The organism is Agrobacterium tumefaciens (assembly GCF_013318015.2).
GTDB lineage: Bacteria > Pseudomonadota > Alphaproteobacteria > Rhizobiales > Rhizobiaceae > Agrobacterium > Agrobacterium tumefaciens.
On the sequence record NZ_CP115842.1, the window covers coordinates 725,939 to 752,298 of the forward strand.

General features: G+C 60.0%; 25 protein-coding genes. 13 read left to right on the forward strand and 12 right to left on the reverse strand.

Translation table 11 applies throughout. The features are described from left to right. Positions 1-27 precede the first annotated feature (27 nt). Positions 28-1,626 carry an ABC transporter substrate-binding protein gene (locus tag G6L97_RS16770; protein WP_025595510.1) on the forward strand — a complete coding sequence of 533 codons (1,599 nt, stop codon included), beginning with the start codon at positions 28-30 and terminating at the stop codon, positions 1,624-1,626. Positions 1,627-1,908: 282 nt separating this feature from the next. Here the strand turns inward: G6L97_RS16770 and G6L97_RS16775 are convergent, their stop codons facing one another. The 4 genes from G6L97_RS16775 to G6L97_RS16790 are packed head-to-tail and all read right to left on the reverse strand — an operon-like array spanning position 1,909 to position 5,417. Continuing rightward, entirely contained in the window at positions 1,909-2,667 is a 759-nt protein-coding gene (locus tag G6L97_RS16775) for an ABC transporter ATP-binding protein (protein WP_003511153.1), read from the reverse strand. Next, on the reverse strand, positions 2,667-3,503 hold the full coding sequence (locus G6L97_RS16780; RefSeq protein ID WP_013761686.1) for an ABC transporter ATP-binding protein: 837 nt from the start codon (positions 3,501-3,503) through the stop codon (positions 2,667-2,669). Before G6L97_RS16780 ends, G6L97_RS16775 begins: the two co-directional genes overlap by 1 nt. A gap of 4 nt (positions 3,504-3,507) precedes the next feature. Next, positions 3,508-4,395 (reverse strand): ABC transporter permease, encoded by an 888-nt coding sequence (locus tag G6L97_RS16785; protein ID WP_003511156.1) that lies wholly within the window; start codon positions 4,393-4,395, stop codon positions 3,508-3,510. Next, entirely contained in the window at positions 4,395-5,417 is a 1,023-nt protein-coding gene (locus G6L97_RS16790; protein ID WP_003500347.1) for an ABC transporter permease, read from the reverse strand. The genes G6L97_RS16785 and G6L97_RS16790 overlap by 1 nt, the downstream gene beginning before the upstream one ends. A gap of 331 nt (positions 5,418-5,748) precedes the next feature. On the opposite strand from G6L97_RS16790, the gene G6L97_RS16795 reads away from it, so the two are divergent. Then, positions 5,749-6,384, forward strand: coding sequence for a LysE family translocator (locus G6L97_RS16795; protein WP_065704529.1), 636 nt, complete (start codon positions 5,749-5,751; stop codon positions 6,382-6,384). A gap of 27 nt (positions 6,385-6,411) precedes the next feature. On the opposite strand, the gene G6L97_RS16800 is transcribed toward G6L97_RS16795, so the two are convergent. Next, a complete protein-coding gene (locus G6L97_RS16800) occupies positions 6,412-7,143 on the reverse strand; it encodes a FadR/GntR family transcriptional regulator (RefSeq protein ID WP_003511162.1) in 732 nt (243 codons plus the stop codon). A 121-nt stretch (positions 7,144-7,264) separates the two neighbouring features. Next, on the reverse strand, positions 7,265-8,251 hold the full coding sequence (locus G6L97_RS16805) for a GlxA family transcriptional regulator (RefSeq protein WP_065704531.1): 987 nt from the start codon (positions 8,249-8,251) through the stop codon (positions 7,265-7,267). A 129-nt stretch (positions 8,252-8,380) separates the two neighbouring features. Between G6L97_RS16805 and G6L97_RS16810 the strand changes: the two genes are divergently transcribed. The 7 genes from G6L97_RS16810 (at position 8,381) to G6L97_RS16840 (ending at position 13,197) form a co-directional block, all read left to right on the forward strand. After that, positions 8,381-9,208 carry an alpha/beta fold hydrolase gene (locus G6L97_RS16810; RefSeq protein ID WP_065704297.1) on the forward strand — a complete coding sequence of 276 codons (828 nt, stop codon included), beginning with the start codon at positions 8,381-8,383 and terminating at the stop codon, positions 9,206-9,208. Positions 9,209-9,235: 27 nt separating this feature from the next. Beyond that, positions 9,236-10,027: an SDR family NAD(P)-dependent oxidoreductase gene (locus G6L97_RS16815; RefSeq protein ID WP_065704299.1), complete on the forward strand. Its 792-nt coding sequence runs from the start codon at positions 9,236-9,238 to the stop codon at positions 10,025-10,027. Positions 10,028-10,040: 13 nt separating this feature from the next. Next, positions 10,041-10,526 (forward strand): hypothetical protein, encoded by a 486-nt coding sequence (locus G6L97_RS16820; protein ID WP_065704301.1) that lies wholly within the window; start codon positions 10,041-10,043, stop codon positions 10,524-10,526. Between the two features lie 193 nt (positions 10,527-10,719). Then, entirely contained in the window at positions 10,720-12,015 is a 1,296-nt protein-coding gene (gene blh / locus G6L97_RS16825; protein ID WP_065704303.1) for a bifunctional sulfur transferase/dioxygenase Blh, read from the forward strand. Beyond that, positions 12,009-12,362 carry a sulfite-sensing transcriptional repressor BigR gene (gene bigR / locus G6L97_RS16830; RefSeq protein WP_003511171.1) on the forward strand — a complete coding sequence of 118 codons (354 nt, stop codon included), beginning with the start codon at positions 12,009-12,011 and terminating at the stop codon, positions 12,360-12,362. Before blh ends, bigR begins: the two co-directional genes overlap by 7 nt. Next, entirely contained in the window at positions 12,359-12,766 is a 408-nt protein-coding gene (locus tag G6L97_RS16835; RefSeq protein ID WP_003511172.1) for a YeeE/YedE family protein, read from the forward strand. The genes bigR and G6L97_RS16835 overlap by 4 nt, the downstream gene beginning before the upstream one ends. Then, complete coding sequence (locus tag G6L97_RS16840; RefSeq protein ID WP_013761694.1) at positions 12,763-13,197, forward strand: YeeE/YedE family protein; 435 nt, start codon at positions 12,763-12,765, stop codon at positions 13,195-13,197. Before G6L97_RS16835 ends, G6L97_RS16840 begins: the two co-directional genes overlap by 4 nt. Positions 13,198-13,257: 60 nt before the next feature. On the opposite strand, the gene gpmI is transcribed toward G6L97_RS16840, so the two are convergent. The 6 genes from gpmI to G6L97_RS16870 all read right to left on the reverse strand — a co-directional run bounded on the left by gpmI (position 13,258) and on the right by G6L97_RS16870 (position 20,892). After that, positions 13,258-14,775, reverse strand: coding sequence for a 2,3-bisphosphoglycerate-independent phosphoglycerate mutase (gene gpmI / locus G6L97_RS16845; protein ID WP_019564782.1), 1,518 nt, complete (start codon positions 14,773-14,775; stop codon positions 13,258-13,260). Positions 14,776-14,987: 212 nt separating this feature from the next. Next, positions 14,988-16,241 (reverse strand): dihydrolipoamide acetyltransferase family protein, encoded by a 1,254-nt coding sequence (locus G6L97_RS16850; protein WP_019564783.1) that lies wholly within the window; start codon positions 16,239-16,241, stop codon positions 14,988-14,990. A 2-nt stretch (positions 16,242-16,243) separates the two neighbouring features. After that, the gene (locus G6L97_RS16855; RefSeq protein WP_013761697.1) at positions 16,244-17,257 is read right to left on the reverse strand and encodes an alpha-ketoacid dehydrogenase subunit beta; all 1,014 of its coding nucleotides are present in this window, start codon (positions 17,255-17,257) and stop codon (positions 16,244-16,246) included. Between the two features lie 3 nt (positions 17,258-17,260). Then, on the reverse strand, positions 17,261-18,499 hold the full coding sequence (locus G6L97_RS16860; protein WP_003511177.1) for a 3-methyl-2-oxobutanoate dehydrogenase (2-methylpropanoyl-transferring) subunit alpha: 1,239 nt from the start codon (positions 18,497-18,499) through the stop codon (positions 17,261-17,263). 44 nt (positions 18,500-18,543) lie between these two features. Continuing rightward, positions 18,544-19,671, reverse strand: coding sequence for an acyl-CoA dehydrogenase family protein (locus G6L97_RS16865; protein ID WP_065704306.1), 1,128 nt, complete (start codon positions 19,669-19,671; stop codon positions 18,544-18,546). A gap of 12 nt (positions 19,672-19,683) precedes the next feature. Beyond that, positions 19,684-20,892 carry an acetyl-CoA C-acyltransferase gene (locus G6L97_RS16870; RefSeq protein ID WP_111782968.1) on the reverse strand — a complete coding sequence of 403 codons (1,209 nt, stop codon included), beginning with the start codon at positions 20,890-20,892 and terminating at the stop codon, positions 19,684-19,686. 137 nt (positions 20,893-21,029) lie between these two features. Here G6L97_RS16870 and G6L97_RS16875 point away from each other — a divergent pair, with 137 nt between their 5' ends. The 4 genes from G6L97_RS16875 to G6L97_RS16890 all read left to right on the forward strand — a co-directional run bounded on the left by G6L97_RS16875 (position 21,030) and on the right by G6L97_RS16890 (position 26,360). Further along, positions 21,030-21,503: an Lrp/AsnC family transcriptional regulator gene (locus G6L97_RS16875; RefSeq protein WP_003500312.1), complete on the forward strand. Its 474-nt coding sequence runs from the start codon at positions 21,030-21,032 to the stop codon at positions 21,501-21,503. A gap of 81 nt (positions 21,504-21,584) precedes the next feature. Continuing rightward, entirely contained in the window at positions 21,585-22,757 is a 1,173-nt protein-coding gene (locus G6L97_RS16880; RefSeq protein ID WP_035199562.1) for an isovaleryl-CoA dehydrogenase, read from the forward strand. A gap of 8 nt (positions 22,758-22,765) precedes the next feature. After that, the gene (locus G6L97_RS16885; RefSeq protein WP_065704308.1) at positions 22,766-24,367 is read left to right on the forward strand and encodes a carboxyl transferase domain-containing protein; all 1,602 of its coding nucleotides are present in this window, start codon (positions 22,766-22,768) and stop codon (positions 24,365-24,367) included. 7 nt (positions 24,368-24,374) lie between these two features. Beyond that, positions 24,375-26,360, forward strand: a complete 1,986-nt coding sequence (locus G6L97_RS16890; protein WP_065704310.1) for an acetyl/propionyl/methylcrotonyl-CoA carboxylase subunit alpha — start codon at positions 24,375-24,377, stop codon at positions 26,358-26,360.

The following is a 26,360-nucleotide window of genomic DNA, read 5'->3' on the forward strand; positions in this document are numbered from 1 at the left end:
GTATGAACCGGCCGTATGGGAGGAAAAATGAGACATTTTCTTGCAACCGCAGCCCTCGGTGCACTGCTGATCGGCGCCGTGCCGCTCAGCGTCTTTGCCGAAACGCCGAAGGACCAGCTCATCGTCGCCACGACCATGAGCAATATCCTGACCCTTGATCCAGCCGCCATTACCGGCCGCGAGACGGTGCAGGTTCTGAATAATATCTACGACACGCTGGTCGTGCTTTCGCCCAAAGACCGCAGCGTCCAGCCCCGCCTTGCCGAACGTTGGGAAATCGCCGAGGATCGGAAATCGATCCGCTTCCACCTGCGGGCCGACGCCAAGTTCGCGTCGGGCAACGCCGTGACGGCAAAGGACGTGGCTTGGAGCCTGAAACGTCTGCTCGCCCGCAATCTGGCGCAATCGTCTTTCCTCAAAACGCGCGGTTTCAAGCTGGAGGATGCCGACAAGCTTTTCGTCGCCGAAAACGACCAGACCTTCGTGCTTAATATTCCGAAGCCTGATGATCCCAACCTGCTGCTGATGATCCTTGCACAGAATGGGCCCGGCTCGATCATCGACAGCCAGACGGCGCTTGCCAACGAAAAGGACGGCGATCTCGGTGGCGCGTGGCTGACGCTCAATTCGGCGGGCTCCGGCCCGTTCAAGCTGACCCAGTGGAAATCCAACGAATATATCATTCTCACCCGCAACGACGATTACTGGGGTGAAAAAGCCAAGATGAAGCGCGTCCTGATGCGCCATCTGCCGGAATCGCAATCGCAGCGGCTGATGCTGGAAAAGGGCGATATCGATGTCGCCTATTCCCTGCAGGCGCCGGACCTGAAGTCGCTCGAAGCCGACAAGACCATCGCCATCGAATCCACACCCGGCTCCGGTTTTTATTACCTCAGCGTTTCGATGAAGGACGAGCGCTTTGCGAACAAGAAAGTGCGCGAAGCCCTGCGTTACCTGATCGACTACGACGGTCTCGACAAGGCGGTCATGCCCTATTACGGCAAGCTGCATCAGCGCTCTCTCAGCACCGGTGTGATGGGCGCGCTGCCGGATCAGGGCTACAAGCTCGATATCGCAAAAGCCAAGGCGCTTCTGGCTGAAGCCGGTTATCCAAACGGTTTCAAGACGACGTTGCGCGTGCTCTCGGAAGACCCCTTCATGAAAGCGGCAACGGCCATCCAGAACACACTGGCCCAGGCCGGCATCCAGGCCGAACTGATCAGCGGTTCCGGCGACCAGATTTACGGCGCCATGCGCGAGCGCAACTTCGAACTGCTTCTCGGCCGCGGCGGCGGCGGTCAGCAGCCGCATCCGGACAACAACCTGCGCTCCATCGCCTATAATCCGAACAATGCGGACGACGCCAAGCTCACCAACTATCAGAGCTGGCGCACGAGCTTCTTCGATGAAAAGCTGAACAAGATGATCGAGGAAGCCCTTGTCGAGCGCGACGTGGCGAAACAGACGAAGCTCTACGAGGACCTTCAGGCCTATATGGACGAAATCGTCATGTCCATTCAGCCATTTTCCGAAGTCGTCGACACCGCCGCTTTCCGCAGCGACATCAAGGGTATGATCGTCAGCCCATGGCTCTCGCGCTTTGAAGAGGTGAGCAAGGAGCGGTGATCGGCTGCCATATCTGCGATTAGGAAAAGGCGCGGCTAACCCCGCGCCTTTTTGCTGTAGTGAAGCTCCATTCACCCAAGGTGTTAGGCGCAAGCGAAGCCTCCGCACTCCGTAACGCCGGACGAGATCCGGGGTCTTGTGTGAGCAGCCCAAGCGCAGTTGGCGGCCCGCCCTCCCGCCGTAGCCATCCAAAAAAATTGCCCGGCACTGAAGGCCGGGCGAGGAAGGAGGATTTTATTATTCGTGATGCCCCGGAGGAGGACGATCACGCTTTGGGAGGTGTCATGCGCCTTCATATTCCAGCGAGGCACCGATCAGTTCGCGCGCATAGGGATGTGTCGCGCCATTGCCGGCGATTGCCTCACGCGGCAGGATTTCGGTGATTTCGCCGCGCAGCATCACGGCGAAGCGGTCGCACATGTGGTCGACCACGGCGAGATCGTGCGTCACCATGATATAGGTGAAGCCGCGCTCTTCGCGCAGGCGCTGCAACAGGTTGAGGATTTCGGCCTGCACCGAAACATCGAGCGCCGAGGTCGGCTCGTCGAGCAGAAGCAGCGACGGTTCAAGGATCAGCGCACGCGCAATCGCCACGCGCTGCCGCTGGCCGCCGGAAAGCTGATGCGGGAAGCGGTCCAGGAACGACACGGGCAGACCGACATCCGTAATTACCTTGCGCATGCGCTCTTCACGATCGCCCAGTTTATGGATGGCAAGCGATTCTCCGAGAACGGTGCGCACCGACTGGCGCGGATGCAGTGAACCATAGGGATCCTGAAACACCATCTGCAACGTGCGGCATCGCTCGATCAGCGGCATGTCGCGAACCGACTTTCCATTGATGAGGATTTCGCCGCTCCAGAAATCATTCAGCATCGACACGCAGCGCAACACTGTTGATTTGCCCGAACCGCTTTCACCGACTAGACCGAAACACTCGCCCGGCTCGACGCGAAAGGACACCGAAGGCAACACTTTCAGCGCCGTGTGGCCGCTGCCGAAGGTGATTGAGAGATCGCGGGTTTCAACGGAAACGGCCATTATACTTTCTCCTCCAGCCATTCGGGGCGGCGATCCAGCACCGCAAGTGGCGCACGCGTGCCGCCAATCCGCGGCTGCGCCGCGAGCAGGCCGCGCGTGTAGGGGTGCTGCGCTTGATCGAGGTCGCGCGCGGCAAGCGTTTCCACCACCCGGCCGGCATACATGATGAGTACCCGGTCGCAGAAATTGCGCACGAGATTGAGGTCGTGGCTGATCATGATGAGACCGATGCCTCTATCCCGAACGAGGCCATCGAGAATATTCAGAACCTGCAGCCGCACCGTCACATCCAGCGCAGAGGTCGGCTCGTCGGCAATGACCAGATCAGGATCGGCAAGCAGCATCATCGCAATCATGACGCGCTGGCCCATGCCACCGGAAATCTCGTGCGGATATTGCTCGTAGACGCGCGCGGCGTCGCGGATTTTGACCGCATCGAGCATGGCGAGCGCCTTTTCCCGGGCTTCCGATTTCGACGCCTTGAAATGGCGCAGATAGGTCTCCGTCACCTGATCGCCGACACGGCGGATGGGATTGAGGGAGAATTTTGGATCCTGAAGGATCATCGACATGCGCCGTCCGCGAACCTTCAGCATCTCCTTCTCGCTGAGCGACAGAAGATCGAGGCCATCAAAATCAAGCTTGTCGGCCGTTATCGTCGCCGATGGCAGGAGGCGCAGCAAGGCCCGGCCGACGGTGGACTTGCCCGAGCCGCTTTCGCCGACAATGCCGAGACGCTCCCGGCCAAGGGTGAAGGAGATGCCGCGCACGGCCTCGGTGGGCGAGCCGCCATAACGGATGCGAAGATTTTCGACGTCGAGGATTGGTTTTTCCATGGCCCTATTTCCGGTTCATCTGCTTCGGATCGAGCGCATCCCGCAGGCCGTCACCCAGAAGGTTGAAGGCGAGGCTGACGGAAAGGATCGCAACGCCGGGGAAAGTGACGAGCCACCAGCTGTCGAGCATGTAACGGCGTCCGGTCGCGATCATCGCGCCCCATTCAGGCAGGGGCGGCTGCGCGCCAAGGCCGAGGAAGCCGAGGCCTGCGGCGGTCAGAATGACGGTCGCCATATTCAGCGTCAGACGGATCAGGACCGAAGGCAGGCACATGGGCATGATCGATTTTATGATGATGCGCAGCGGCGAAGCACCCTGCAGCCTTGCGGCGGCAATGTAGTCCGCCTTGCGGAATGTCATTGCTTCGGCGCGTGCGAGCCGCGCGATCGGCGGCCATGAGGTGAGCGCGATCGCGATGATCGCATTGTTGAGGCTGGGTCCGAGCGCGGCCACGAAGGCGAGCGACAGGATGAGGCTCGGGAACGACAGGAAAATATCCGTGATGCGCATCATCACCGTATCGAACTTGCCGCCGAGATAACCGGAGGCCGTGCCGACCAGCAGACCGACCGGACCGACAATGATCGACACCAGCGAGATGATGGTCAGCGTGATGCGCGCGCCCCACAGAAGGCGACTGTAAATATCGCGTCCAAGCTCGTCCGTGCCGAAGAAATGGCCGTTACCGGGCGGCTGCAGCGTCTTGGCGAGATCCTGCACGTAAGGATCATGCGTCGCAAGCCAGGGCGCGAAAATCGCCGCGATGACGAGAAGCAGCAATATCACCAGGCCGAAGGCCGATGTCGGGCTTTTCAGCAGGAAGACAATGATGTTCTTCAGCGCGTTCAAAGGCACGGGAAGACGCAAGGAAGTTTCAGCACGAGCCGTCATCAGCGGGTCCTCGGATCGAAAAAGCGGTACAGAATGTCGGACAGGAGATTGAGCCCGATGAAGATGACGCCGACGATAAGCACGCAGGTCATCACGGCATTCATGTCGCCGATGATAAGATTGCTGGTGAGATATTGGCCGAAGCCCGGCCAGGCGAAGACGGTCTCAATAAGGACAGCGCCTTCCAGCAGTGAGCCGTAAGCAAGGGCAATGATGGTGACGAGCTGCACGCGGATATTGCCGAAAGCATGCAGCCACACCGTCTGGCGTTGCGACAGGCCTTTGACGCGCGCAGTCGTCACATATTCCTGGCCCAGCTGGTCGAGCATGAAGCTGCGCGTCATGCGGGTGATATAGGCCGACGATGAATAACCAAGCAGAGCGGCGGGCAGGATGAGGTGATTGATGGCCGACCAGAAGACTTCCATATCGCCCGCCAGCAGGCTGTCGATGAGCAGGAAGCCCGTTCGTTCCTCCACGAGGCCGATATAGAACTGGTCCATGCGGCCACCGCCGCCGACAAGCCCGAGATGAGCGTAAAAAACGATCAGCGCAATCATACCGGTCCAGAAAATCGGCATGGAATGGCCGAACAGGCTGAGCACCCGGACCAAATGGTCCTGCCAGCGGTCTTTCTTGACGGCGGCATAAACCCCCATGGGAATCCCGAGGCCGGCACCGATCAGGATCGCGAAGGTCGCAAGCTCCATCGTCGCCGGCATGACGCGTATGATATCCTGGATGACGGGCTGGCCCGTGCGGATCGAGGTTCCGAAATCGCCGGTGAACACATCGCCGAGATAATAGATGAATTGTTGCCAGAGCGGACGGTCGAAACCGAGCGCATGGTAAACCTGCTCATAGGTTTCGCGGGTCGCGTCCTCGCCGACGATGGCCCGCACCGGATCAGCGGGCATCAGGCGGCCGATGAAAAAGGTCAGCAGCAGCAATCCGAGCAGCGTGACCGCAATACTTCCGATCTGGCCGGACAGGCCATACAGCGAAAGGCGTCTTTTTGGCATGGTTCCTCCCTTGCCAGAAGTCGATTGCACAAAATAACAAAGGCGCAATCCTGTCTGACAACTATTCGCAAGTTGTCACAGGTGTGGAGAGCTGTCAAGCATATGCCGATAAAATTGGTCCTGCGGCAGGCTTGGAAAATGAGTGAAGCAGGCAACAACGCTGCCTTTCAAGACCGAGATTTCATCCGAAATCCAGCGGTTCTTTGCTTTGCCGGAGAAAGGAATCACACATATTGCCGCGATGACAAAAGCCTGTATTCTTCGCTTCGAACTGCCTGTGGAGATGCCGGTCCGGCACCGGCATATCTCCTGCTTCACCGGGGAGGAAGACATGGCGGAAATGACACTTCTGGCATTTGCGATAGTTGCCTTTATCGGTATTGCCACACCTGGCCCGACGGTTTTGCTGGCGCTTGCGAATGGCTCGCGTTTCGGGGTTCGCCGCGCCTTTACAGGTATGGCCGGCGCGGTGCTGTCAGATTTCGTCCTGATCGGCGCGGTTGCACTGGGATTGGGAGCATTGCTCGCCGCCTCGGAGTTCTGGTTCGGCGTCGTCAAATGGGTCGGCGTTTGTTATCTCGCCTTCCTGGGCGTCATGCTTTTGCGCTCCAGAGGCTCGCTCGATGGCGCTCTTCAATCGGCAGACACTTCCGGGGCCACTTCCGCCCGCTCGATTTTCCTCAAAAGCTTCCTTGTGGCCGTGACCAACCCCAAGGGATATCTGTTCTTTTCGGCTTTCCTGCCGCAATTCATCGATCCGGCAGCACCGCAGATCCAGCAATATGCGGTGCTTGCGCTGGTTTTTGCCGGCATCGATTTCATCGTCATGTTCGGATATGCCCTGCTGGGCTCGCAGGCCGTCAGACTGTTGCGGAAGTCAGGGGCGTTATGGCTCGACCGCATTTGCGGCGGCGCACTTTTGACGCTTGCCGCCTCTCTGGCTTTCTACCGACGGGCGAGCGCTTAACCTGCTGAGAAAGCTGAAATTTCCTAGTTATTCAGCGGCTGTACGGGAGCGCAAAAGCACCTTGTAGCGCTCAAGACTACCGCGCAGATGCGCCGCCATATATTGGCGGGCAGCATCGGCATCGCCTTCGATGATGGCGTCAACGATCTTCGCATGCTCCTCCTGGAGATGAAGATTGTAGTCCTTCGGACGGGAACCGGGCGCCGCCCCCTGTAATTCGCCACGCGGGATGATGCCGGAGCGGATGAGTTGAAGAAACTCGGGGAATCGCCTGTTCTGCGTCGCCTGTGCAATGGCCAGATGGAACTCGAAATCGGCATCCCGCGTCGGCAACCCGGCGGCGAGACAGTCGCCAACGCGCCGATGCGCATCGACAATCGACTCCACCTGCACGGCGGAACGGCGCGATGCCGCAAGCCCGGCGGACTCAACTTCGAAGACGGTGCGCAATTCCAGCAGTTCGATTACCGAGGAGATCCGCCCCACGGCGAGATCATTGAAAGGCACTTCCTTGGCCGGCTTCACCTCAATGGCAAAAACGCCCGCTCCCTTGCGGGCCTCAACGAGACCATCCGCGCGCAGAATGGCGATGGCCTCCCGTACCACGGTGCGGCTGACGGAATATTCGCGTGTCAGCGCGCTCTCACTCGGGAGACGGTCGCCGGGACGGAACACGCCTTCAGACAAATCCCGCCGCAATGCGGAGCTGATTTTCGCCGCGAGCGATATTCCCGGCTTCGTGCTGCTCTCAACGTCCATTCCGGCCCACCTGTTTTAAACTTGTCTGGCATGTTAGCAAACACCCGCCACATTGCAAGGGCCGCGCTTCTCGCACCAAACTCGTTGCGAAGCGGCAATGTCGCAACAGCGGGATTTGCCCTCAGGCGGCCACCATGGCCGAACCGCTGGAAAAGCGGTTTCTGTACTCGCCCGGCGAGAGGCCGAGAATACGGTGAAATACACGACGGAAGGCAGCGGCATCCTCGTATCCCACCGACCAGGCGATCTGGTCTACCGAACGACGGGTGAATTCCAGCAGTTCCCGCGCCTTGCCGACACGAAGATGCTGGACATATTCGATAGGTTTCATACCGGTGGCGGCCTTGAAGCGGCGAAGGAAGGTTCGCTCCTCAAGCCCGGCATGTGCGGCCATATCGGAGACACTGGTCGCCCGCCCGGCGCGCGCCTGCAGCCAGTGCTGTACCTTCAGGATCGGCTCGTCGCCATGCGTCAACCGCGGCGCAAAACTGCTGTAATGTCGCTGCTCCCGACCGGAGGGGTCTATCAGCAGGAATTTACCGGTCTCGATCATCACCGAAGGCCCAAGCAGCCGGTCAACAATGCGCAGACCAAGATCGGTCCATGCCATCAGCCCACCCGCAGTGATGATATCGCCGTCTTCGATGACGATCTTGTCTATCTCCAGGCGGATATCGGGAAAGCGCTCGCGAAACCGTTCTGCAAACAGCCAGTGGGTCGTGGCCGGGCGGCCGGCCAAAAGACCTGTCGCAGCGACGATAAAGGAACCGCCGCAACTGGCGGCCAGCGTCGCGCCCTGCGCATGCCGGTCCAGCAGCCAGCGGGCATAGGGCCCGGCCTCGTCGATTTCGGCTGGCCCGGTCAGCCGGCCGGGTACGACGAAGATATCGGGATGCCCCGGCCTGCCCGGCTCGGTGTCATGACAGCGGGAAAACTCACCGCCCTCACCCATGCTCCAGTGGCTGACGCGCAGTTTCGGCCCACCACGATCCTCTGAGAAGACCGACGCGATGGCAAAAAGATCCGTAATGCCGTGCACCATGGCGACCTGACAGTCCCGGTAGAGAACCAGACCGACTTCCCGCGCACTTCCCGCAACACCCGCCATGCCCCACATCCCCGTTTTGTCAGTTTCGGCTCGTTTTCTGTCAGAAGCGCCAATCCAGCCCCGGCTGTCTCCAGAGTATCTCTATTCCCACGGGACGCAAGCAAACCACCCGCAACAGGAGAGAGAGCCATGACAACGATAGTCACCAGAGACGGAACGCACATCTTCTACAAGGACTGGGGTTCGAAAGACGGCCAGCCCATCATCTTTTCCCACGGCTGGCCGCTCAGTGCCGATGCATGGGACGCGCAGATGGTATTCTTTGCCAATAACGGTTTCCGCACCATCGCCCATGATCGCCGCAGCCACGGCCGCTCCGACCAGGTCTGGCACAACAACACCATGGATCAATATGCTGACGATCTGGCCGAGCTAATCGAACAGCTCGATCTTCACGACATCATTCTCGTCGGCCATTCCACCGGCGGCGGCGAGGTGACGCGCTATACTGGCCGCCATGGTACGGCCCGCGTCGCCAGGATCGCCCTCATCGGCGCAGTACCGCCGCTGATGCTGAAGACGGAAAGCAATGCCATCGGCCTGCCGATCGATGTTTTCGACGGCATCCGCAAGGGTACCTACGACAATCGCAGCCAGTTCTTCAGGGATCTGACCATTCCTTTCTACGGCTATAACCGTGAAGGTGCTGTGATTTCTGAAGGTATTCGCGACGAGTTCTGGCGGCAGGGCATGATGGGCGGCCTCAAGGGCCAGCTCGACAGCATCCGCGCCTTTTCGGAAAGCGATTTCCATCAGGACCTGAAGGCTTTCGACAAGCCAACGCTCGTACTGCACGGCGACGACGACCAGATCGTGCCGATCGGCGCTTCGGCGCTCTCCACGGTCAAGATCGTCAAACATGCGACCCTCAAGGTCTATGAGGGCGCCGACCATGGACTGACACAGACCCATCAGGACCGGTTCAACGCCGACCTTCTTGCTTTCATCAACGCCTGAAACCATCAGACAAAGGAAACACGGGACATGACACAGAATACGTTTCTCATCACCGGCGCGTCCGATGGCATTGGCGCTGTTTATGCCGAGCGCCTGGCAAAACGCGGCCACGATCTTATCCTCGTGGCGCGACGCGCCGAAAAGCTGAAGGCGCTGGCCGAGCGGCTGGAAAAGGATCACCAGATCGCTGTCGAGGTTCTGGCAGCAGACCTTTCACGGGCGGAAGACCTCGAAAGGGTAGAGGCACGGCTGCGCGAGGACCGGCGGATCACCGGTCTCGTCAACAATGCCGGTATTGCCGGAGACGGCGCTATCACGGAACTGGACCCGGCCCATGTCACGACGATGATCAATCTCAATATCCTTGCCGTCACCCGGCTTGCAGCGGCGATCGCACCGCGTCTTGCAGCAGATGGAAAGGGCACGATCATCAATATCACCTCGGTCACGGCCTTGATGCCGGCGGCATTTACCGCCGTTTATCCGGCGACCAAAGCCTTTGTGCTTGCCTTCACCGAGGCGCTGCACGCGCAGCTTTCCCCTTCCGGCGTGCGGGTTCAAGGTGTCCTGCCGGGCATCACCCGCACGGCCATCTGGGAAGAGGAACGTCTCGACGCCATTCCCGCCGCCATGGTCATGGATGCTCACGAGATGGTGGATGCAGCCCTGGCCGGTCTTGATCTGGGCGAGACGCTGACCATTCCTTCCCTGCCGGATACGGCAGACCTTGAAAATTTTCTTGCGGCCCGCGCTGCATTGAGGCCCAATCTATCGCATGCACATGCCGCCAGCCGGTATCGTGCAACCCAAACTGAATAGAGGGAGACGCATCATGATCCTCGGACTGACCATTCCCCAATTCACGACATTGCACGTTGCCTTGAGCCTCATAGGCATTGTAACCGGATTGATCGCCCTGCCCGCTTATGCGGCAGGGCGATGGATGCCGCGCATGATGGCGCTGTTTCTCGTCACCACGCTCGCCACAACGCTCACCGGCTTCCTGTTTCCAATCGGCAACTTCACACCGGCACTCGGCGTCGGCATCATCTCGACCATCATTCTGGCGGTCGCGCTGGTCGCGCTTTACGGATACGGTCTCAATGGCAGGGCGCGAACTGTTTATTCGATCACCGCCACGATGGGCCTTTATCTGAATATGTTTGTGCTGATCGTTCAGTCCTTTCTCAAGGTCGAGGCACTGAACGCACTGGCTCCGAACGGCAACGAACCACCATTCCTTGTCGCTCAACTCGCCCTGCTTATTGCGGCAATCTGTCTTGGCTGGAAAGCGACGCGCCGCAAGCTTTTAGCCTGAAGCCAGCCCCCGCCCACACTCACCTGCGGGCTTCCCGGAAAAGCACACTTGCTCGATCCCCTTCGGGCAAGCTTGTGATTTCGTCGTGAACACAGGAAATCGCCGCCTCTGAAATTTTCTCTTCCGTCTGTTGCCGCCGAACAATATACATTATATGATAACGTATATTAATTTAGAACAACAGGAGAAACCGATGAGTGCCGTGAGAATCAACGAACGTCTGACGGTCGCAGGCCAGCCGGATATCTCCGACTTTTCATCGCTTTCCGATCAGGGCTACAAAAGCATCATCAATGCCCGGCCGGATGGCGAAGAGCCCGGCCAGCCGGGCAATGAACATGAAAAAAGCGCCGCCAATGCTGCGGGTCTTGCCTACAGTTTTATTCCGGTCAATGGCCCGACTATTACCGAAGCCGATATTCGTGCCTTTCAGCAGACGATGACCGAGGCAAAAGGCCCCGTATTCGCCCATTGCAAGGGTGGAGCTCGGGCGCTAACGCTTTATGTGCTTGGCGAAGCGCTGGACGGGCGCATGAAACAAAGCGAGATCGCGACTTTCGGCCAACAGCATGGTTTCGATCTTTCCGGCGCCGTCCGCTGGCTGGAGCGGCAGGCTGCGGCAAAGCCGCACGTCAAGGCTTTCTTCGATCCGAGCACATCGAGCGTGCAATATGTCGTTTCCGACCCCGCAACCCGGCGCTGCGCCATCATCGATCCGGTCTACGATTTCGACGAGAAATCGGGGGCGACCGGCACGGTGAATGCCGATGCCATTCTGGCCTATGTCAAGGAGCAAGGCCTGTCGGTGGAATGGGTTCTGGACACGCATCCGCATGCCGACCATTTTTCCGCCGCGCACTATCTCAGCCAAAGAACCGGCGCGAAAACGGCAATCGGCGCCAAGGTCACCGGTGTGCAGCGGCTGTGGCAGGAGAAATATAACTGGCCCGATCTTGAAACAGACGGCTCGCAATGGGACCGGCTGTTTGAAGCGGGAGACCGGTTCAACATCGGCTCGCTGGAAGCTCGCGTGCTGTTTTCACCCGGACATACGCTTGCCTCCGTAACCTACGTGGTGGGCGACGCCGCATTCGTGCATGACACTCTTTTCATGCCTGATTCCGGCACGGCGCGCGCCGATTTTCCAGGCGGCAGCGCCAGAGAACTCTGGGCATCCATTCAGGAGATTCTCGCCCTTCCCGACGAAACGCGGCTTTTCACCGGACACGACTATCAACCCGGTGGCCGCGCGCCCAAATGGGAAAGCACTGTTGGAGAACAGAAACGCGGCAATCCGCATCTGGCTGGCATGACAGAGGAAGGCTTCATCCAGCTGCGTGAGGCGCGGGATCGCACCTTGCCGATGCCGAAGCTCATTCTGCACGCCTTGCAGGTCAATATCCGTGGCGGGCGCCTGCCTGAGCCGGAGGCCAATGGCAAACGTTATCTGAAGTTCCCGCTTGACGTGCTGGGGGGCAGCACATGGTAAAGGAAAACATGCGGAAACAGATACCTGATATCACCGAAATCCCGCTTGCCGAGATGGAGGAACGCGCAGTCGAGGTCGCCATACTCTTGAAGACACTTGCCCATCCCGCGCGGCTGATGCTCGCCTGCACGCTGGCGCAGGGGGAGTTTTCTGTTGGCGAGCTGGAAGCCAAGCTGGATATCCGCCAGCCCACACTTTCCCAGCAACTTGGGGTTTTGCGTGAGGCGGGCGTTGTTGAAACGCGGCGCGAGGCCAAACAGATCTTCTACCGGTTAACCGAGGAAAAAGCGGCGCAGCTGATCGAGGCTCTCTATACCATCTTCTGTGCGCCGGAGGAAAACCCGTGACAGCCTATTGGCCCTCTCTATTCGGCGGTATGCTGCTCGGCCTCGCGAGTATTCTTCTGTTTCTCTTTAACGGCCGCATCGCCGGTATCAGCGGCATCCTGGGCAATGTGCTCGGCAAGGAACGGCGCTTGACGGATGTGGCCTTCGTCGCAGGTTTGCTGACAGGCCCGTATCTTTACGCCGCCGCATTCGGCCGCTTTCCCGCGCTCACCATATCTGCACCCTGGCCGCTGATCGTCATTGCTGGGCTGCTGGTGGGGTTCGGTACGCGCATGGGATCCGGCTGCACATCCGGCCATGGCATCATGGGTCTTGCTCGATTTTCCCGGCGCTCCATCACCGCCACTGCCATCTTCCTGATCACCGGTATCCTTGCCGCTACGATAACCGGAGCGCTGTCATGAAAAATCAGGTCATGGCGCGTTTCGTGGTGGCACTTGCGGCCGGGGCACTGTTCGGATTTGGCCTCTCCCTGTCCGGCATGATCGATCCTGCCCGCGTTTCAGGCTTTCTCGACGTGGCAAGCGGCCATTGGGATCCGAGCCTGATGTTCGTTCTCGGCGGTGCGGTTTTGGTCGCCGTGCCGGGCGTTCTGTTGTGCCGTTTCCTTGCCAAACCAGTTCTCAGTGCTGAATTTCACCTTGCCGCCAAAACTCGGGTCGACGCGCCGTTGGTTGTGGGCTCGGCTATTTTCGGCGCAGGCTGGGGGTTTGCCGGTTTCTGCCCCGGCCCGGCGATATCGGCGCTTGCTCTCGGCCTAATGCCGGTCATTCTCTTCGTTTGCGCCATGATCGCCGGCATGCTCGTTCACGACCGAATCTACGCCAAACGGTAGGCATTTCCGCCTTGCCTGGACATGCGCGAGAGCAGCAGGCTCTCGCGCATCATCGCTGGATTACAGGTCGATCAGGCTTTTGCCCGTCATTTCCGCAGGCAGCGGCACATTCATCAATTGCAGCAGCGTGGGAGCGACATCGGCAAGGATACCGTCATGCAGCTTCGCGCCTTCAGGTCCGCCGAACAGGATCACCGGCACCGGATTGGTGGTGTGCGCGGTGTGCGGGCCACCAGTTACCGGGTCAACCATGGTTTCACAATTACCGTGGTCGGCAATCACCAGCATGGCGCCGCCAACCTTTTCCAGAGCGGCAACGACTGCGGCGAGCCCCCGGTCCACGGCTTCGCAAGCCTTGATCGCGGCTTGCAGATCGCCGGTATGGCCCACCATGTCGGGATTGGCGTAATTGGTGACGATGAGATCGTAACCCTTGCCGATCGCCTCGACGAATTTCTCCGTCACCTCAGGCGCGCTCATTTCCGGCTGCAGATCGTAGGTCGCAACCTTGGGAGACTTCGGCATGAAGCGGTCTTCGCCCACTTCAGGTTCTTCCTTGCCACCATTCAGGAAGAAAGTGACATGCGGATATTTTTCCGTCTCGGCCAGTCGGAACTGCCGCAGACCCTGCTTGGCAACCCACGCGCCCAACGTATTTTCGATATCGCGCTTAGGGTAAGCCGTCGTCATGAAGGTCGCATGTTTGGTGGAATATTCCACCATGCCAAGCAGCGCCGAAAGCACTGGCTTTTCACGGACAAACCCGTCGAAATCATCCGCACCGATAGCAAGCAGGATTTCACGAGCGCGGTCGGCACGGAAATTCAGGCAGAAGAGACCGTCGCCCGATTTGAAGCCTTCGTAACCATCGATGACCGTTGGCAGGATGAATTCGTCCGTAACATCATTTTTGTAGCTTGCGGCAACGGCGCTCACCGCGTCCGGCGCATGTTCGCCCCGGCCGAGAACCATGGCGTCATAGGCCTTTTCAACACGCTCCCAGCGATTATCGCGGTCCATCGCATAATAACGGCCGATCACCGTGCCAATGCTGGCGCCTTGCGGCAGGCTTGCCGCAAATGCGGCGACGAAGCCTTCCGCGGACTGCGGCGCGACATCGCGACCATCGGTGATGGCGTGCACGACGACCTTCAAACCCAGATCGGTCAGCAGCTTCACCGCCGCCCGACCGTGGACGATGTGGCCGTGAACGCCGCCATCGGAAACGACGCACATCACATGCGCCACGCCGCCCGCAGCCTTCACCTTGGCGGCGAAATCGAGCATCGCAGCGTTCCTGAAAAAGCTGCCGTCTTCGATAGCCAGATCGATCTGGCCAAGATCCATGGCGACGATGCGACCGGCGCCGATATTGGTGTGTCCAACTTCCGAATTGCCCATTTGCCCGGTGGGCAGGCCGACATTCGGGCCGAAGGTGGTCAGCCGCGCATTCGGGCAGGTGGCGAAAAGCCGATCCATGGTGGGCGTGTTTGCCAGTACCGGCGCATTGCTGGACGTGTCCTCGCTCAGTCCCCAGCCATCGAGAATAGTCAGGACAACGGGTTTGGGAGTGCTCATGAAAGGACCTTCTTCTTCATTCGGTTGCCGACGAACAGCGAAGCGCTGGGCACCGGAGCGCCCCCGTCCGCCACTATGATCATGATGAGAAAACACGCTTCTCGTTCTTTCTCTTCTATACTCGAAGATCGCGAACGCAAGCCTATACCGACACCGAAACAGTTCCGTGAAGCTGAAGTGCTTCACGGAAGAAAATCCTTTTCGAACGAAGCTCAGCCGTCGATGAAGATCAGCGCCGGCTTTTCCAGCAGCGCCTTGATGGCCTGAATGAAGACGGCGGCATCCCAGCCGTCGACGACTCGGTGATCGAAGCTGGAGGAGAGGTTCATCATCTTGCGCGGCACGAAACCGCTGCCATCCCAGACCGGTCGCGTCACGATCTTGTTCACGCCGATGATCGCCACCTCCGGGTGATTGATGATGGGCGTCGAAACGATACCGCCAAGGGGGCCAAGCGAGCTGATTGTGATGGTGGACCCCGTCAACTCGTCCCGTTGCGCGGCGCCGGTGCGCGCCGCCTCGGCCACGCGCACAACTTCAGCAGCACACTCCCAAAGGCCGAGCGCTTCCGTGTGGCGAACGACCGGGACCATCAGCCCCGTAGGTGTCTGCGTGGCTATGCCGATATGCACCGCTTCGTAGTGACTGACGACCCCTTTTTCGTCATCGAAGGTGGCATTCATGCCGGGATGATCGGCGACCGTTTTCACAAGTGCGCGCATCAGGAACGGCAGGATCGTCAGTTTCGGCTGTCCTGACCGGCGGTTGCCATTCATGGTCGTGCGCAAATCCTCCAGATCGGTCACGTCGATTTCCTCGACATAGGTGATGTGGGGAATGCGGGAGACAGAAAGCGTCATCTTCTCGGCGATCTTGCGCCTAAGCCCTGTCACCTTCACCTCTTCGACAGCGCTATCGCGGGAAGCTATCGGCGCAGCGGGCCGCTCAGATTGCGACCGTGCGGTCAGAAATGTATCGAGATCGGCGTGGGTGATATGCCCGTCCGGCCCTGTTCCCCTCACTTGTCCGAGATCGATATCGAGATCGTCGGCGCGCTGGCGAACGGCTGGCGACGCCAGAGGTTTATGGTGTTCCACCTCAGGGGAAGGCGGCGCATCCTGTATTTCGCGGGCGGGCTGGATTTCAGCCGCTGGCGGCTCTTCCGTCATGTCGGATGGCGCTTCCGGCTCGGTCACATCCGCGGGGGCAGCAGCAACAGCGGAGGCATTGGTTTCGATGCGCACCAGCGGCGCCTTAACCGCCACCGTATCACCCACCTCCGCTGCCAACCATGTGACGACGCCCGCAACCGGCGATGGGATTTCAACCGTCGCCTTGTCGGTCATCACAGCGGCCAGCACCATATCCTCGTGCACGGGATCGCCGGGTTTGACATTCCATTCCACCAGTTCGGCTTCCGCAACACCTTCGCCGACATCAGGCATAGTGATAACAAATTCCGCCATCTTCAGGCCTCCATGACTTCGACGAGAGCGCGCCCGACGCGGGCCGGCCCCGGAAAATAATCCCACTCCTGCGCGTGGGGATAAGGCGTATCCCAACCAGCCACACGGACGACCGGTGCTTCCAGATGATAGAAGCAGTGCTCCTGTACCAGCGACACGACCTCCGCACCGAAGCCTGACGTGAGCGTTGCCTCATGCACCATGACGCAGCGACCGGTCTTGGCAACGGACTTCACAATGGTGTCCAGATCGAGTGGCAAAAGGCTGCGCAGATCGATGATCTCGGCATCCACGCCCGTTTCTTCCGCTGCGGCGAGCGCAACATGCACCATGGTGCCGTAAGCGATGACAGTGACATCCTGCCCGGCGCGGCGGATTTCGGCCTTGCCGATCGGAATGGTGTAATGTCCTTCCGGCACCTCGCCCATCTCGTGCTTCGACCATGGCGTTACCGGCCGGTCGTGATGGCCGTCGAAGGGGCCGTTATAAAGCCGCTTCGGCTCCAGAAACATCACCGGATCCGGGTCTTCGATCGAGGCGATCAGCAACCCCTTGGCGTCGTAAGGATTGGAGGGAACCACCACCTTTAGCCCGCAGACATGGGTAAAAAGCGCCTCCGGGCTCTGACTATGCGTTTGCCCGCCAAAAATGCCGCCGCCGGTCGGCATGCGCAGGACTATGGGGCAGGTGAAATCACCATTGGAGCGATAACGAATGCGCGCCGCTTCCTGGGTGATCTGGTCATAGGCCGGGTACATGTAATCCGCGAACTGGATTTCGACGCAGGGGCGCAGGCCATAAGCGGCCATGCCGATGGCCGTGCCGACAATACCGGATTCGCTGATCGGCGCGTCGAAACAGCGGGTCTTGCCATATTTGCCCTGCAAGCCCTGCGTCGCACGAAACACGCCGCCGAAATAGCCCACATCCTCACCGAAAACCACCACATCGTCGCTGCGCTCCATGGACACATCCATGGCGCTGCGGACGGCTTCGATCATCGTCATTCTTGTCATGTCTCACCACCCTGCCTTCTGGCGCTGGCGGGCGAGATGCGGCGGCATCTCGGCGTAAACGCCCTCGAAAATATCCTTCTTTGGCGGCTTACGGCCCTCATGCAGCGTACCGTGGCTTTCCGCCTCACGCTGCGCCTCAAGCACCTCGTCGGCAATTTCCGCTTCCGCCTGCCGGTGCCGCTCCTCCGACCAGACGCCGCGCAGGATGAGATGTTTCTTCAACCGCAGAACCGGGTCACCCAGTGGCCATGCCTCGGACTCGGTCTTGGGGCGATAGGCGCTCGGATCGTCGGAAGTGGAATGCGCACCGACACGGTAGGTCACGTATTCGATCAGCGTCGGTCCGAGATTGCGCCGCGCCCGCTCCACCGCCCAGCGTGCCACGGCATAAACGGCGAGATAATCGTTGCCGTCGACCCGGAGCGCCGGAATGCCGAAGCCCAGGCCTCTGGCCGCAAAGGTGCCGGAACCGCCGCGCGCGATACCCTGAAAGGTGGAAATGGCCCATTGGTTGTTGACGATGTTGAGTATGACCGGCGCCTTGTAGGTGGAGGCGAAGACCAGCGCCGAGTGGAAATCCGATTCCGCCGTTGAGCCGTCACCGATCCATGCTGCCGCGATCTTCGTATCGCCCTTGATGGCAGATGCCATCGCCCAGCCGACCGCCTGCACATATTGCGTGGCAAGATTGCCGGACACGGTGAAGAAGCCATGCTCCTTCGAGGAGTAAAGAACCGGCAATTGCCGCCCATGCAGCGGGTCCAGTTCGTTGGAATAGATCTGGTTCATCATGGTGACGAGCGGGTAATCGTCGGCGATCAGCAGACCCGCCTGCCGGTAGGTCGGGAAATTCATGTCGCCTTTGGAGAGCGCCTTGCGGAAGGCGCAACTGACCGCTTCCTCACCCAGATGCTGCATGTAAAAGGAGGTCTTGCCCTGCCGCTGTGCCATCAGCATGCGGGCATCGAAAGCCCGCAGCCGCATCATGTTCTTCAGGCCGACGAGCAAATCCTCATCCGAAAGCAGCCCGGCCCACGGGCCGACAGCCTCACCCTGATGATTGAGGACGCGGATGATGGAATAGGCCAGATCGCGCATGTCTTCAGGTGCTGCGTCCACCTCCGGGCGTGGCACGGAGCCGGCCTTGGGTATCTTCACATTGGAGAAATCCGGCTGGTCGCCTGGCCGCACCGCTGGTTCGGGAACATGCAGGCTGAGATGCGTGGTTTCGGTAATATCCATTCTACTCCTCCCATCGCCATCTCCTCCAGACGACGAAACAATTTTCAGAGGTTTCGCGCGATGACCATGCGCTGGACATCGCTGGTTCCCTCGTAAATCTGGCAGATGCGCACATCGCGATAGATCCGTTCCACCGGATAATCCGCCATGTAGCCGTAACCGCCGTGAATCTGGATGGCGTCCGAGCAGACACGCTCCGCCATTTCCGAGGCAAAGAGCTTGGCCATCGAGGCCTCCGAGAGGCAGGGCTCGCCCGCTTCCTTCAGCGCCGCCGCATGCAGCACCAGTTGCCGCGCCGCCGTTATGCGCGTTGCCATATCCGCAAGCCTGAACGCCACGGCCTGATGCTCGATGATGGCTTGCCCGAAGGCCTTGCGCTCGCGGGCATAATCCCGCGCCGCCTCGAAAGCCGCCTGCGCCATGCCAACCGCCTGTGCGGCAATGCCGATACGACCGCCTTCCAGATTGGCGAGCGCGATGCGATACCCCTGCCCCTCTTCACCGAGCCGCAATTCGGCTGGGACCGCCATGTCGGTAAAGGCAATCTGGCAGGTATCCGAAGAATGCAGACCGAGTTTTTCCTCGATCCTGATTACCTCGTAACCGGGCGTATCTGTCGGCACGATGAAGGCCGTGATACCTTTTTTGCCGGCAGCCGGATCGGTGATGGCAAAAACGATGATGACATCGCCGTTCTTGCCCGACGTGATGAACTGTTTTGCGCCGTCGATGATATAGCGGTCGCCATCGCGCCGCGCTTTTGTCTTCAGATTGGAGGCGTCGGAACCGGCCTGCGGTTCGGTCAGCGCAAAACCGCCGATCCATTCGCCGGAGGCGAGCTTGGGGAGGAAGCGCTGCTTCTGCTCTGCCGTGCCGAATTTCAGGATCGGCACGCAGCCAACCGAATTGTGGACGCTCATGATGGTGGAACAGGCGCCGTCACCGGCAGCGATTTCCTCCAGCGCCAGGGCGTAGGCGACAGCACCGGTTTCCGACCCGCCATAGTCCTCCGAGACCAGCATGCCGAGAAAGCCGAGTTCACCCATTTCTTTCAGCTCGTCTTTCGGGAACCGGCTTTCCCGGTCGCGCGCGGAAGCGCCGGGGGTGAGCCGCTCGCGGGCGAAATCGCGGGCCATGTCCCTGATCTGTTGCTGGGCTTCGTTCAGGATCATCTCCGCCTCCCTTCAGTGCCGCTCGACCGCAAGCGCAGTCGCCTCGCCGCCGCCGATGCAGACGGCGGCAACGCCGCGTTTCAGTCCGTGACGCTGCAAAGCGGCCAGCAACGTGACGACGATGCGTGCACCGGAAGCCCCGATGGGATGGCCGAGCGCGCAGGCGCCGCCATGCACATTCACCTTCTCATGTGGCAGATCGAGATCACGCATGGCCGCCATCACCACAACCGCGAAAGCCTCGTTGATTTCGAACAGATCGACATCCTTCGCCGACCAGCCGGTTTTTTCGAACAGCTTTGTCATCGCGCCGATGGGAGCCGTCGGATATCTGGCAGGTGCATCCGCATGGGATGCCTGACCGATAATGGTCGCCAGCGGTGAAAGGCCTCGTCTTTCCGCTTCGGAACGGCGCGTGACAACGAGAGCGGCTGCGCCATCCGAAATAGAACTGGAATTCGCCGCCGTCACCGTTCCGCCGTCGCGAAAGGCGGGCTTCAGCTGCGGTATCTTTTCCGGCTTTGCCTTCCCCGGCAACTCGTCCACGCCATCATCGCCAACAGGCGCGATTTCCGCTTCGAACGCACCTTCCTCTATGGCGCGTCGCGCCCGTTCCAGTGAGGCGAGCGCAAAATCATCCTGCATCGCGCGAGTGAATTGATACTCTTGCGCGCAATCTTCAGCAAAAGTCCCCATCAGCCTGCCCTTGTCATAGGCGTCTTCGAGACCGTCGAGAAACATGTGGTCGGTGAGCTTGCCGTGGCCAAGACGATAGCCGTTGCGGGCGCGGTCCAGCAGATAAGGGGCGTTGCTCATGCTTTCCATGCCACCTGCAAGCACGATGGAAGAGCTTCCCGCCGCAAGCTGGTCATGTGCCAGCATGATCGCTTTCATGCCCGAGCCACACATCTTGTTGATTGTTGTTGCGCCAACCGAGTTGGGAATGGCGGCGGCAATCGCTGCCTGTCTGGCAGGAGCCTGTCCCTGCCCGGCTGAGAGCACGCAGCCCATCAGCACATCGTCAATGTCAGCGGAAGAAATTGCAGCACGTTCGACGGCCGCGCGGATTGCCGCCGCCCCAAGATCGGACGCCGCCACCGATTTGAATTCGCCCTGGAACCCACCCATAGCAGTACGGGCGGCCCCGACGATAACGACAGGGTCATGCACAGCCAAATTCACCTCCCTTGGCCATCCTCCCACCGAGAGAACGACCGTCATCGCAATCTCCTCCAGACCGCGACTGACGTGAACGCTATCACTATCTCGAATTCATTTCAAAGCTATTTTGATTGACAGTTTTTTGATTGGCGATATCTTTGATCCAACAATTAGTCATATCATAGAGCAAATGATCCATGATTGAGCTCGACAGTTTCGACCAGAAGATTCTCCATGTGCTTGGCGATGACGGGCGTGTGAGCTGGCGCGATCTGGCAGCCCGGATCGGGCTTTCCTTCACGCCGACACTGCGCCGCGTGCGCAAGCTGGAAGAAGAAGGCATCATTCGCGGTTATACCGCCGTGTTCGATGAGAACCGGCTGCTCGGCAATATGGGCGTCTTCATTTCCGTCACGCTGGAACGGCAGATAAAGGAAGCGCTGACGACGTTCGAGCACCATGTCGCCTCCATTCCGGAAGTGGTGGGCGGCTACCAGACGAGCGGCAGTTCCGACTATCTCATTCATGCCATGGTGCGGGATCTACCGCATTATCAGCAGCTTCTGGATTTCCTGACCACGGTTCCCGGTGTGTCGCGCATCCAGTCCAATTTCGCCATCAAGACATTCGTGCGCCGTTCCGCCGCCTTCACCGGAGGTGACGCGCCATAAATGAGAGTTGCCAGCACGGAGGAGGTGCTGGCCGCTGACGAGAGGGACGGAGACAAATGGCCGTCCGGAGGAGGAGACGCGATGAGTTTGAACCTCGCCGCCATTTTCGATGCCGATCTCGGCCCGGAAATCGCAGCATTGCGCGACAGCGCAAGAGCATTCGCAGACGATGAAATAGCGCCGCTCGCAGCAGAAATCGATCGCAACGATCAGTTTCCGCGCCAGCTCTGGCCGCGGATGGGTGAACTCGGTCTGCACGGTATTACCGTTTCGGAGGAATTCGGCGGTGCTGACATGGGCTATCTCGCTCATTGCGTGGCGATGGAGGAGATAAGCCGCGCTTCCGCGTCCATCGGCCTGTCCTATGGCGCCCATTCCAACCTCTGCATCAACCAGATTCATCGCTGGGGAACGGAAGAGCAGAAGCGGCGATATCTGCCGAAGCTGGTTTCGGGCGAGCATGTCGGTTCGCTCGCCATGAGCGAGACGGAGGCCGGCTCGGATGTCGTCTCGATGCGGCTGAAGGCGGAACGTAAGGGCGACGTCTATGTGCTGAACGGCACAAAGATGTGGATCACCAACGGTCACGAGGCAGACACGCTGGTTGTCTACGCCAAGACGGACATGTCCGCCGGTGCGCGTGGCATCACGGCCTTTCTGATCGAAAAAGGCTTCAAGGGTTTTCGCCCCGCACAAAAACTCGACAAGCTTGGCATGCGCGGCTCACCCACCTCCGAACTGGTGTTTACGGATTGCGAGGTCCCGGAGGAAAACCTCCTCGGGCGCTTGAACGACGGCGTGACGGTGCTGATGAGCGGGCTTGATTACGAGCGCGCGGTGCTGGCTGCCGGCCCTGTTGGCATCATGCAGGCGGCTATCGATCTGGTGCTACCCTATGCGCGCGAGCGCAAGCAATTCGGCAAGCCGATCGGCGAATTCCAGCTGGTGCAGGGAAAGCTTGCCGATATCTATTCGGCCATGAACGCCTCCCGCGCCTATGTCTATGCCGTGGCGCGCGCCTGCGACAATGGCCGCATCACAAGGCAGGATGCGGCAGGTGCGATCCTGTTTGCCGCCGAGCGGGCGACGCGAGTTGCACTGGATGCAATCCAGCTTCTCGGCGGTTCCGGCTATGTCAATGAAAGTCCGGCCGGGCGGCTGCTTCGGGACGCCAAGCTTTATGAAATCGGCGCGGGCACCAGCGAAATCCGCCGGATGCTGATCGGCCGCGAACTGGTCAAAGGCAATGGGTGAGGAATGCGATGAAGCTTACATCCAGTCTGAACCGCGATCCTACCTTTTCCGCCAACGTCACCTTCATGTCGGGCCTGGTGGATGACCTGCGGCAGCATGTCGAAAAAATCTCCAAGGGCGGCGGCGACAAGGCGCGCGAACGGCATCTGTCACGCGGCAAATTGCTTGCGCGCGACCGGATAGAAGCACTGCTCGATCCCGGGAGTCCGTTTCTCGAATTCTCGCAATTCGCAGCATACGAGGTCTACGACGAACCCGTTCCGGCCGCCGGCATCGTCACCGGCATCGGCCGGGTCGCAGGCCGTGAATGCGTCATCGTGGCCAATGACGCGACGGTGAAAGGCGGCACCTATTATCCGCTGACGGTCAAGAAACATCTGCGCGCGCAAGAGATCGCTGCCGACAACCACCTGCCCTGCATTTATCTGGTCGATTCCGGCGGTGCGAACCTTCCCAATCAGGACGAGGTTTTTCCCGACCGCGATCATTTCGGCCGCATCTTTTACAATCAGGCCAATATGTCGGCGGCAGGCATCGCCCAGATCGCAGTCGTGATGGGAAGCTGTACGGCTGGTGGGGCCTATGTGCCGGCTATGAGCGACCAGTCCGTGATCGTCAAAAATCAGGGCACGATCTTCCTCGGCGGTCCGCCGCTGGTGAAGGCCGCAACGGGCGAAGTGGTGACTGCGGAAGAACTGGGTGGCGCGGATGTGCATTCGCGGCAATCCGGCGTGACTGATCACTATGCCCACGATGACCGCCACGCGCTTTCGCTGACCCGAAGGATCGTCTCCACCCTCAACCGCCGCAAACGCGTGGAGCTGGATATTCGCGAACCCGCAGAACCGCTTTATCCATCGGAGGAGCTTTACGGCATCGTGCCCACCGATACGCGCAAGCCTTTCGAGGTGCGCGAGATCATCGCGCGTCTGGTGGATGGCTCCGAATTCGACGAGTTCAAGGCGCTTTATGGCACGACGCTTGTGTGCGGTTTCGCCCATATCCACGGTTATCCCGTCGGCATCGTCGCCAATAACGGCATTCTGTTTTCGGAATCGGCGCTGAAGGGCGCGCATTTCATCGAACTCTGCTGCCAGCGCGGCATTCCCCTGGTTTTCCTGCAGAACATAACCGGCTTCATGGTCGGCAAGGCCTATGAGGCCGATGGTATCGCCAAGGATGGCGCCAAGCTCGTTACGGCCGTTGCATCGGCTAAAGTGCCGAAATTCACCGTCATTATCGGCGGCTCCTTCGGTGCGGGCAATTACGGCATGTGCGGGCGCGCCTATTCGCCGCGCTTTTTGTGGATGTGGCCGAATGCGCGCATTTCCGTCATGGGCGGCGAGCAGGCGGCATCCGTTCTGGCGCAAATCCGGCGCGACGGCATCGAGGCGGATGGCCGCCACTGGTCCAAGGAGGGCGAGGAGGCGTTCAAACAGCCGATCCGGGAAAAATACGAGCGGGAAGGTCACCCCTATTATGCCAGTGCAAGGCTGTGGGACGATGGCATCATCGACCCGAAGGACACCCGCCTCGTGCTCGGCCTTGGCCTGTCGGCCGCGCTGAACGCGCCGATTGAACCCACCCGTTTCGGCATATTCAGGATGTGAGGCGACGATGTTCTCAAAAATACTGATCGCCAACCGCGGCGAAATCGCCTGCCGGATCATCCGCACCGCCCGCAAGATGGGCATCCGCACCGTCGCGGTCTATTCGGATGCCGACCGCGACGCCATGCATGTGGCGCTGGCCGACGAGGCCATTGCGATCGGTCCTGCACCTGCCCGCTCGTCGTATCTCGATGCTGAAAAGATCATCGCCGCCGCACAGGCAAGCGGCGCGCAAGCCATTCATCCCGGTTACGGTTTTCTCTCGGAGAATGCCGGTTTCGCCGAAGCCTGCGCCTCTGCCGGCATCATTTTCATCGGCCCGACACCCGATGCCATCCGCGCCATGGGCGGAAAAAGCGAGGCGAAGGCGCTTATGGCGCAGGCGGGCGTTCCCGTGGTGCCCGGCTATCACGGCGAGGATCAGGCCGACGAAAAGCTTGCCGGCGAGGCAGAAGCCATCGGCTATCCGGTTTTACTCAAGGCTTCAGCTGGCGGCGGTGGCAAGGGCATGCGCGTTGTCCGTGAAAAGCGTGAATTTGCGGCAGAGCTCGCCGGCGCAAAACGCGAAGCGCTCGCCGCCTTCGGCAATGACCGTATGCTGATCGAGAAATATCTGGAACGGCCGCGACATGTGGAGGTGCAGGTCTTTGCCGATGGCCATGGCAATTGTCTTTCGCTTTTCGAGCGCGATTGCTCGATCCAGCGCCGGCACCAGAAAGTCATAGAGGAGGCCCCTGCCCCCGGCCTGCCCGATACGCTCAGGCAACGCATGTACAACGCGGCGGTGGCCGCCGCCCGCGCCATCGACTATCGCGGGGCTGGAACGGTGGAGTTCCTGCTCGACCCGTCCGGCGCGTTCTATTTCATGGAAATGAACACCAGGCTTCAGGTCGAGCATCCGGTCACGGAATATATTACCGGGCTCGATCTGGTAGAATGGCAGATCCGTGTTGCGAATGGAGAGGCGCTGCCGGACGACTGGGGCAATCTGCGCATCAACGGCCATGCCATCGAGGCACGGATTTACGCCGAAGACCCGACGCATGATTTTCTGCCGTCAATCGGCACGGTCAGCCACCTCGCCTTTCCGGAAGAAGGACCTCACCTTAGGATAGATAGCGGCATACGCACCGGCGACGCCATCAGCGTGCACTATGATCCGATGATCGCCAAGCTGATCGTCTGGGACTACGACCGTCCGTCTGCCGTGCGGCGTCTGCGTCTTGCACTCGAAAAACTGGCGATTTGCGGCGTCACCAGCAATGCCGCCTTTCTGACACGGCTTGCGGGGCTGGACGCTTTCGCCGCCGCCGAACTCGATACCGGCTTCATAGCCCGCAACGAAGCGGCGCTCTTTGCCCCCGGAGCCACGAGCGAGAACGAAATAGCTTTGGCCACGCTCGGCCTGCTTCTCTCACGCCGGAACGGGGCCAAGCCGCAGGCCGATCCTTATAGCCCTTGGAACAATACGAACTCTTTCCGCCTCAATGCGCCAGCGCGGGAAACCCTGCGTTTCGTCCTGGATCAACAGCCGGTCGATGTCGCCGTTACACATGAGCCAGATGGTTTTTCACTGGAGATCGGCACGCGGGCAATCCGCGCTCATGGCAGCATCTCACAAGACGGCGCACTGCGGGCGACCGTCGATGGCAGGCAAAGGCAGTGCCGTTTCTTTGCCAGCGATAACGGCCACGCGCTTTTTCTGGATGGCGAGCACTATCGCATCAGCCAGCCCGACCCGGTCGATGTAGCTGATACCTCCACCCATACCGGCGGTCTGGAAGCCCCGATGCCCGGCGTCATCCGCGCCATTCTAAGCAAGCAGGGCGCAGCGGTTGAGGCCGGTGACGCGCTTGTGGTGATGGAGGCGATGAAAATGGAGCACACTATCCGTGCGCCAGCAAAAGGCACCGTCACCGCCATCAACTGCGCCGAAGGTAATATGGTCGAAGCCGGCGCCATGCTGGTGGATTTCGAACCGGAGGGCGCATGA

Coding starts and splice junctions, on each gene's coding strand:
- G6L97_RS16850 (WP_019564783.1), bottom strand. CDS start 16,241: ATGGCGGAATTTGTTATCACTATGCCTGATGTCGGCGAAGGTGTTGCG.
- G6L97_RS16815 (WP_065704299.1), top strand. CDS start 9,236: ATGACACAGAATACGTTTCTCATCACCGGCGCGTCCGATGGCATTGGC.
- G6L97_RS16785 (WP_003511156.1), bottom strand. CDS start 4,395: ATGACGGCTCGTGCTGAAACTTCCTTGCGTCTTCCCGTGCCTTTGAAC.
- gpmI (WP_019564782.1), bottom strand. CDS start 14,775: ATGAGCACTCCCAAACCCGTTGTCCTGACTATTCTCGATGGCTGGGGA.
- G6L97_RS16795 (WP_065704529.1), top strand. CDS start 5,749: ATGGCGGAAATGACACTTCTGGCATTTGCGATAGTTGCCTTTATCGGT.
- G6L97_RS16790 (WP_003500347.1), bottom strand. CDS start 5,417: ATGCCAAAAAGACGCCTTTCGCTGTATGGCCTGTCCGGCCAGATCGGA.
- blh (WP_065704303.1), top strand. CDS start 10,720: ATGAGTGCCGTGAGAATCAACGAACGTCTGACGGTCGCAGGCCAGCCG.
- G6L97_RS16770 (WP_025595510.1), top strand. CDS start 28: ATGAGACATTTTCTTGCAACCGCAGCCCTCGGTGCACTGCTGATCGGC.
- G6L97_RS16855 (WP_013761697.1), bottom strand. CDS start 17,257: ATGACAAGAATGACGATGATCGAAGCCGTCCGCAGCGCCATGGATGTG.
- G6L97_RS16775 (WP_003511153.1), bottom strand. CDS start 2,667: ATGGCCGTTTCCGTTGAAACCCGCGATCTCTCAATCACCTTCGGCAGC.
- G6L97_RS16885 (WP_065704308.1), top strand. CDS start 22,766: ATGAAGCTTACATCCAGTCTGAACCGCGATCCTACCTTTTCCGCCAAC.
- G6L97_RS16800 (WP_003511162.1), bottom strand. CDS start 7,143: ATGGACGTTGAGAGCAGCACGAAGCCGGGAATATCGCTCGCGGCGAAA.
- G6L97_RS16840 (WP_013761694.1), top strand. CDS start 12,763: ATGAAAAATCAGGTCATGGCGCGTTTCGTGGTGGCACTTGCGGCCGGG.
- bigR (WP_003511171.1), top strand. CDS start 12,009: ATGGTAAAGGAAAACATGCGGAAACAGATACCTGATATCACCGAAATC.
- G6L97_RS16780 (WP_013761686.1), bottom strand. CDS start 3,503: ATGGAAAAACCAATCCTCGACGTCGAAAATCTTCGCATCCGTTATGGC.
- G6L97_RS16860 (WP_003511177.1), bottom strand. CDS start 18,499: ATGGATATTACCGAAACCACGCATCTCAGCCTGCATGTTCCCGAACCA.
- G6L97_RS16820 (WP_065704301.1), top strand. CDS start 10,041: ATGATCCTCGGACTGACCATTCCCCAATTCACGACATTGCACGTTGCC.
- G6L97_RS16875 (WP_003500312.1), top strand. CDS start 21,030: ATGATTGAGCTCGACAGTTTCGACCAGAAGATTCTCCATGTGCTTGGC.
- G6L97_RS16890 (WP_065704310.1), top strand. CDS start 24,375: ATGTTCTCAAAAATACTGATCGCCAACCGCGGCGAAATCGCCTGCCGG.
- G6L97_RS16865 (WP_065704306.1), bottom strand. CDS start 19,671: ATGATCCTGAACGAAGCCCAGCAACAGATCAGGGACATGGCCCGCGAT.
- G6L97_RS16870 (WP_111782968.1), bottom strand. CDS start 20,892: ATGACGGTCGTTCTCTCGGTGGGAGGATGGCCAAGGGAGGTGAATTTG.
- G6L97_RS16805 (WP_065704531.1), bottom strand. CDS start 8,251: ATGGCGGGTGTTGCGGGAAGTGCGCGGGAAGTCGGTCTGGTTCTCTAC.
- G6L97_RS16810 (WP_065704297.1), top strand. CDS start 8,381: ATGACAACGATAGTCACCAGAGACGGAACGCACATCTTCTACAAGGAC.
- G6L97_RS16880 (WP_035199562.1), top strand. CDS start 21,585: ATGAGTTTGAACCTCGCCGCCATTTTCGATGCCGATCTCGGCCCGGAA.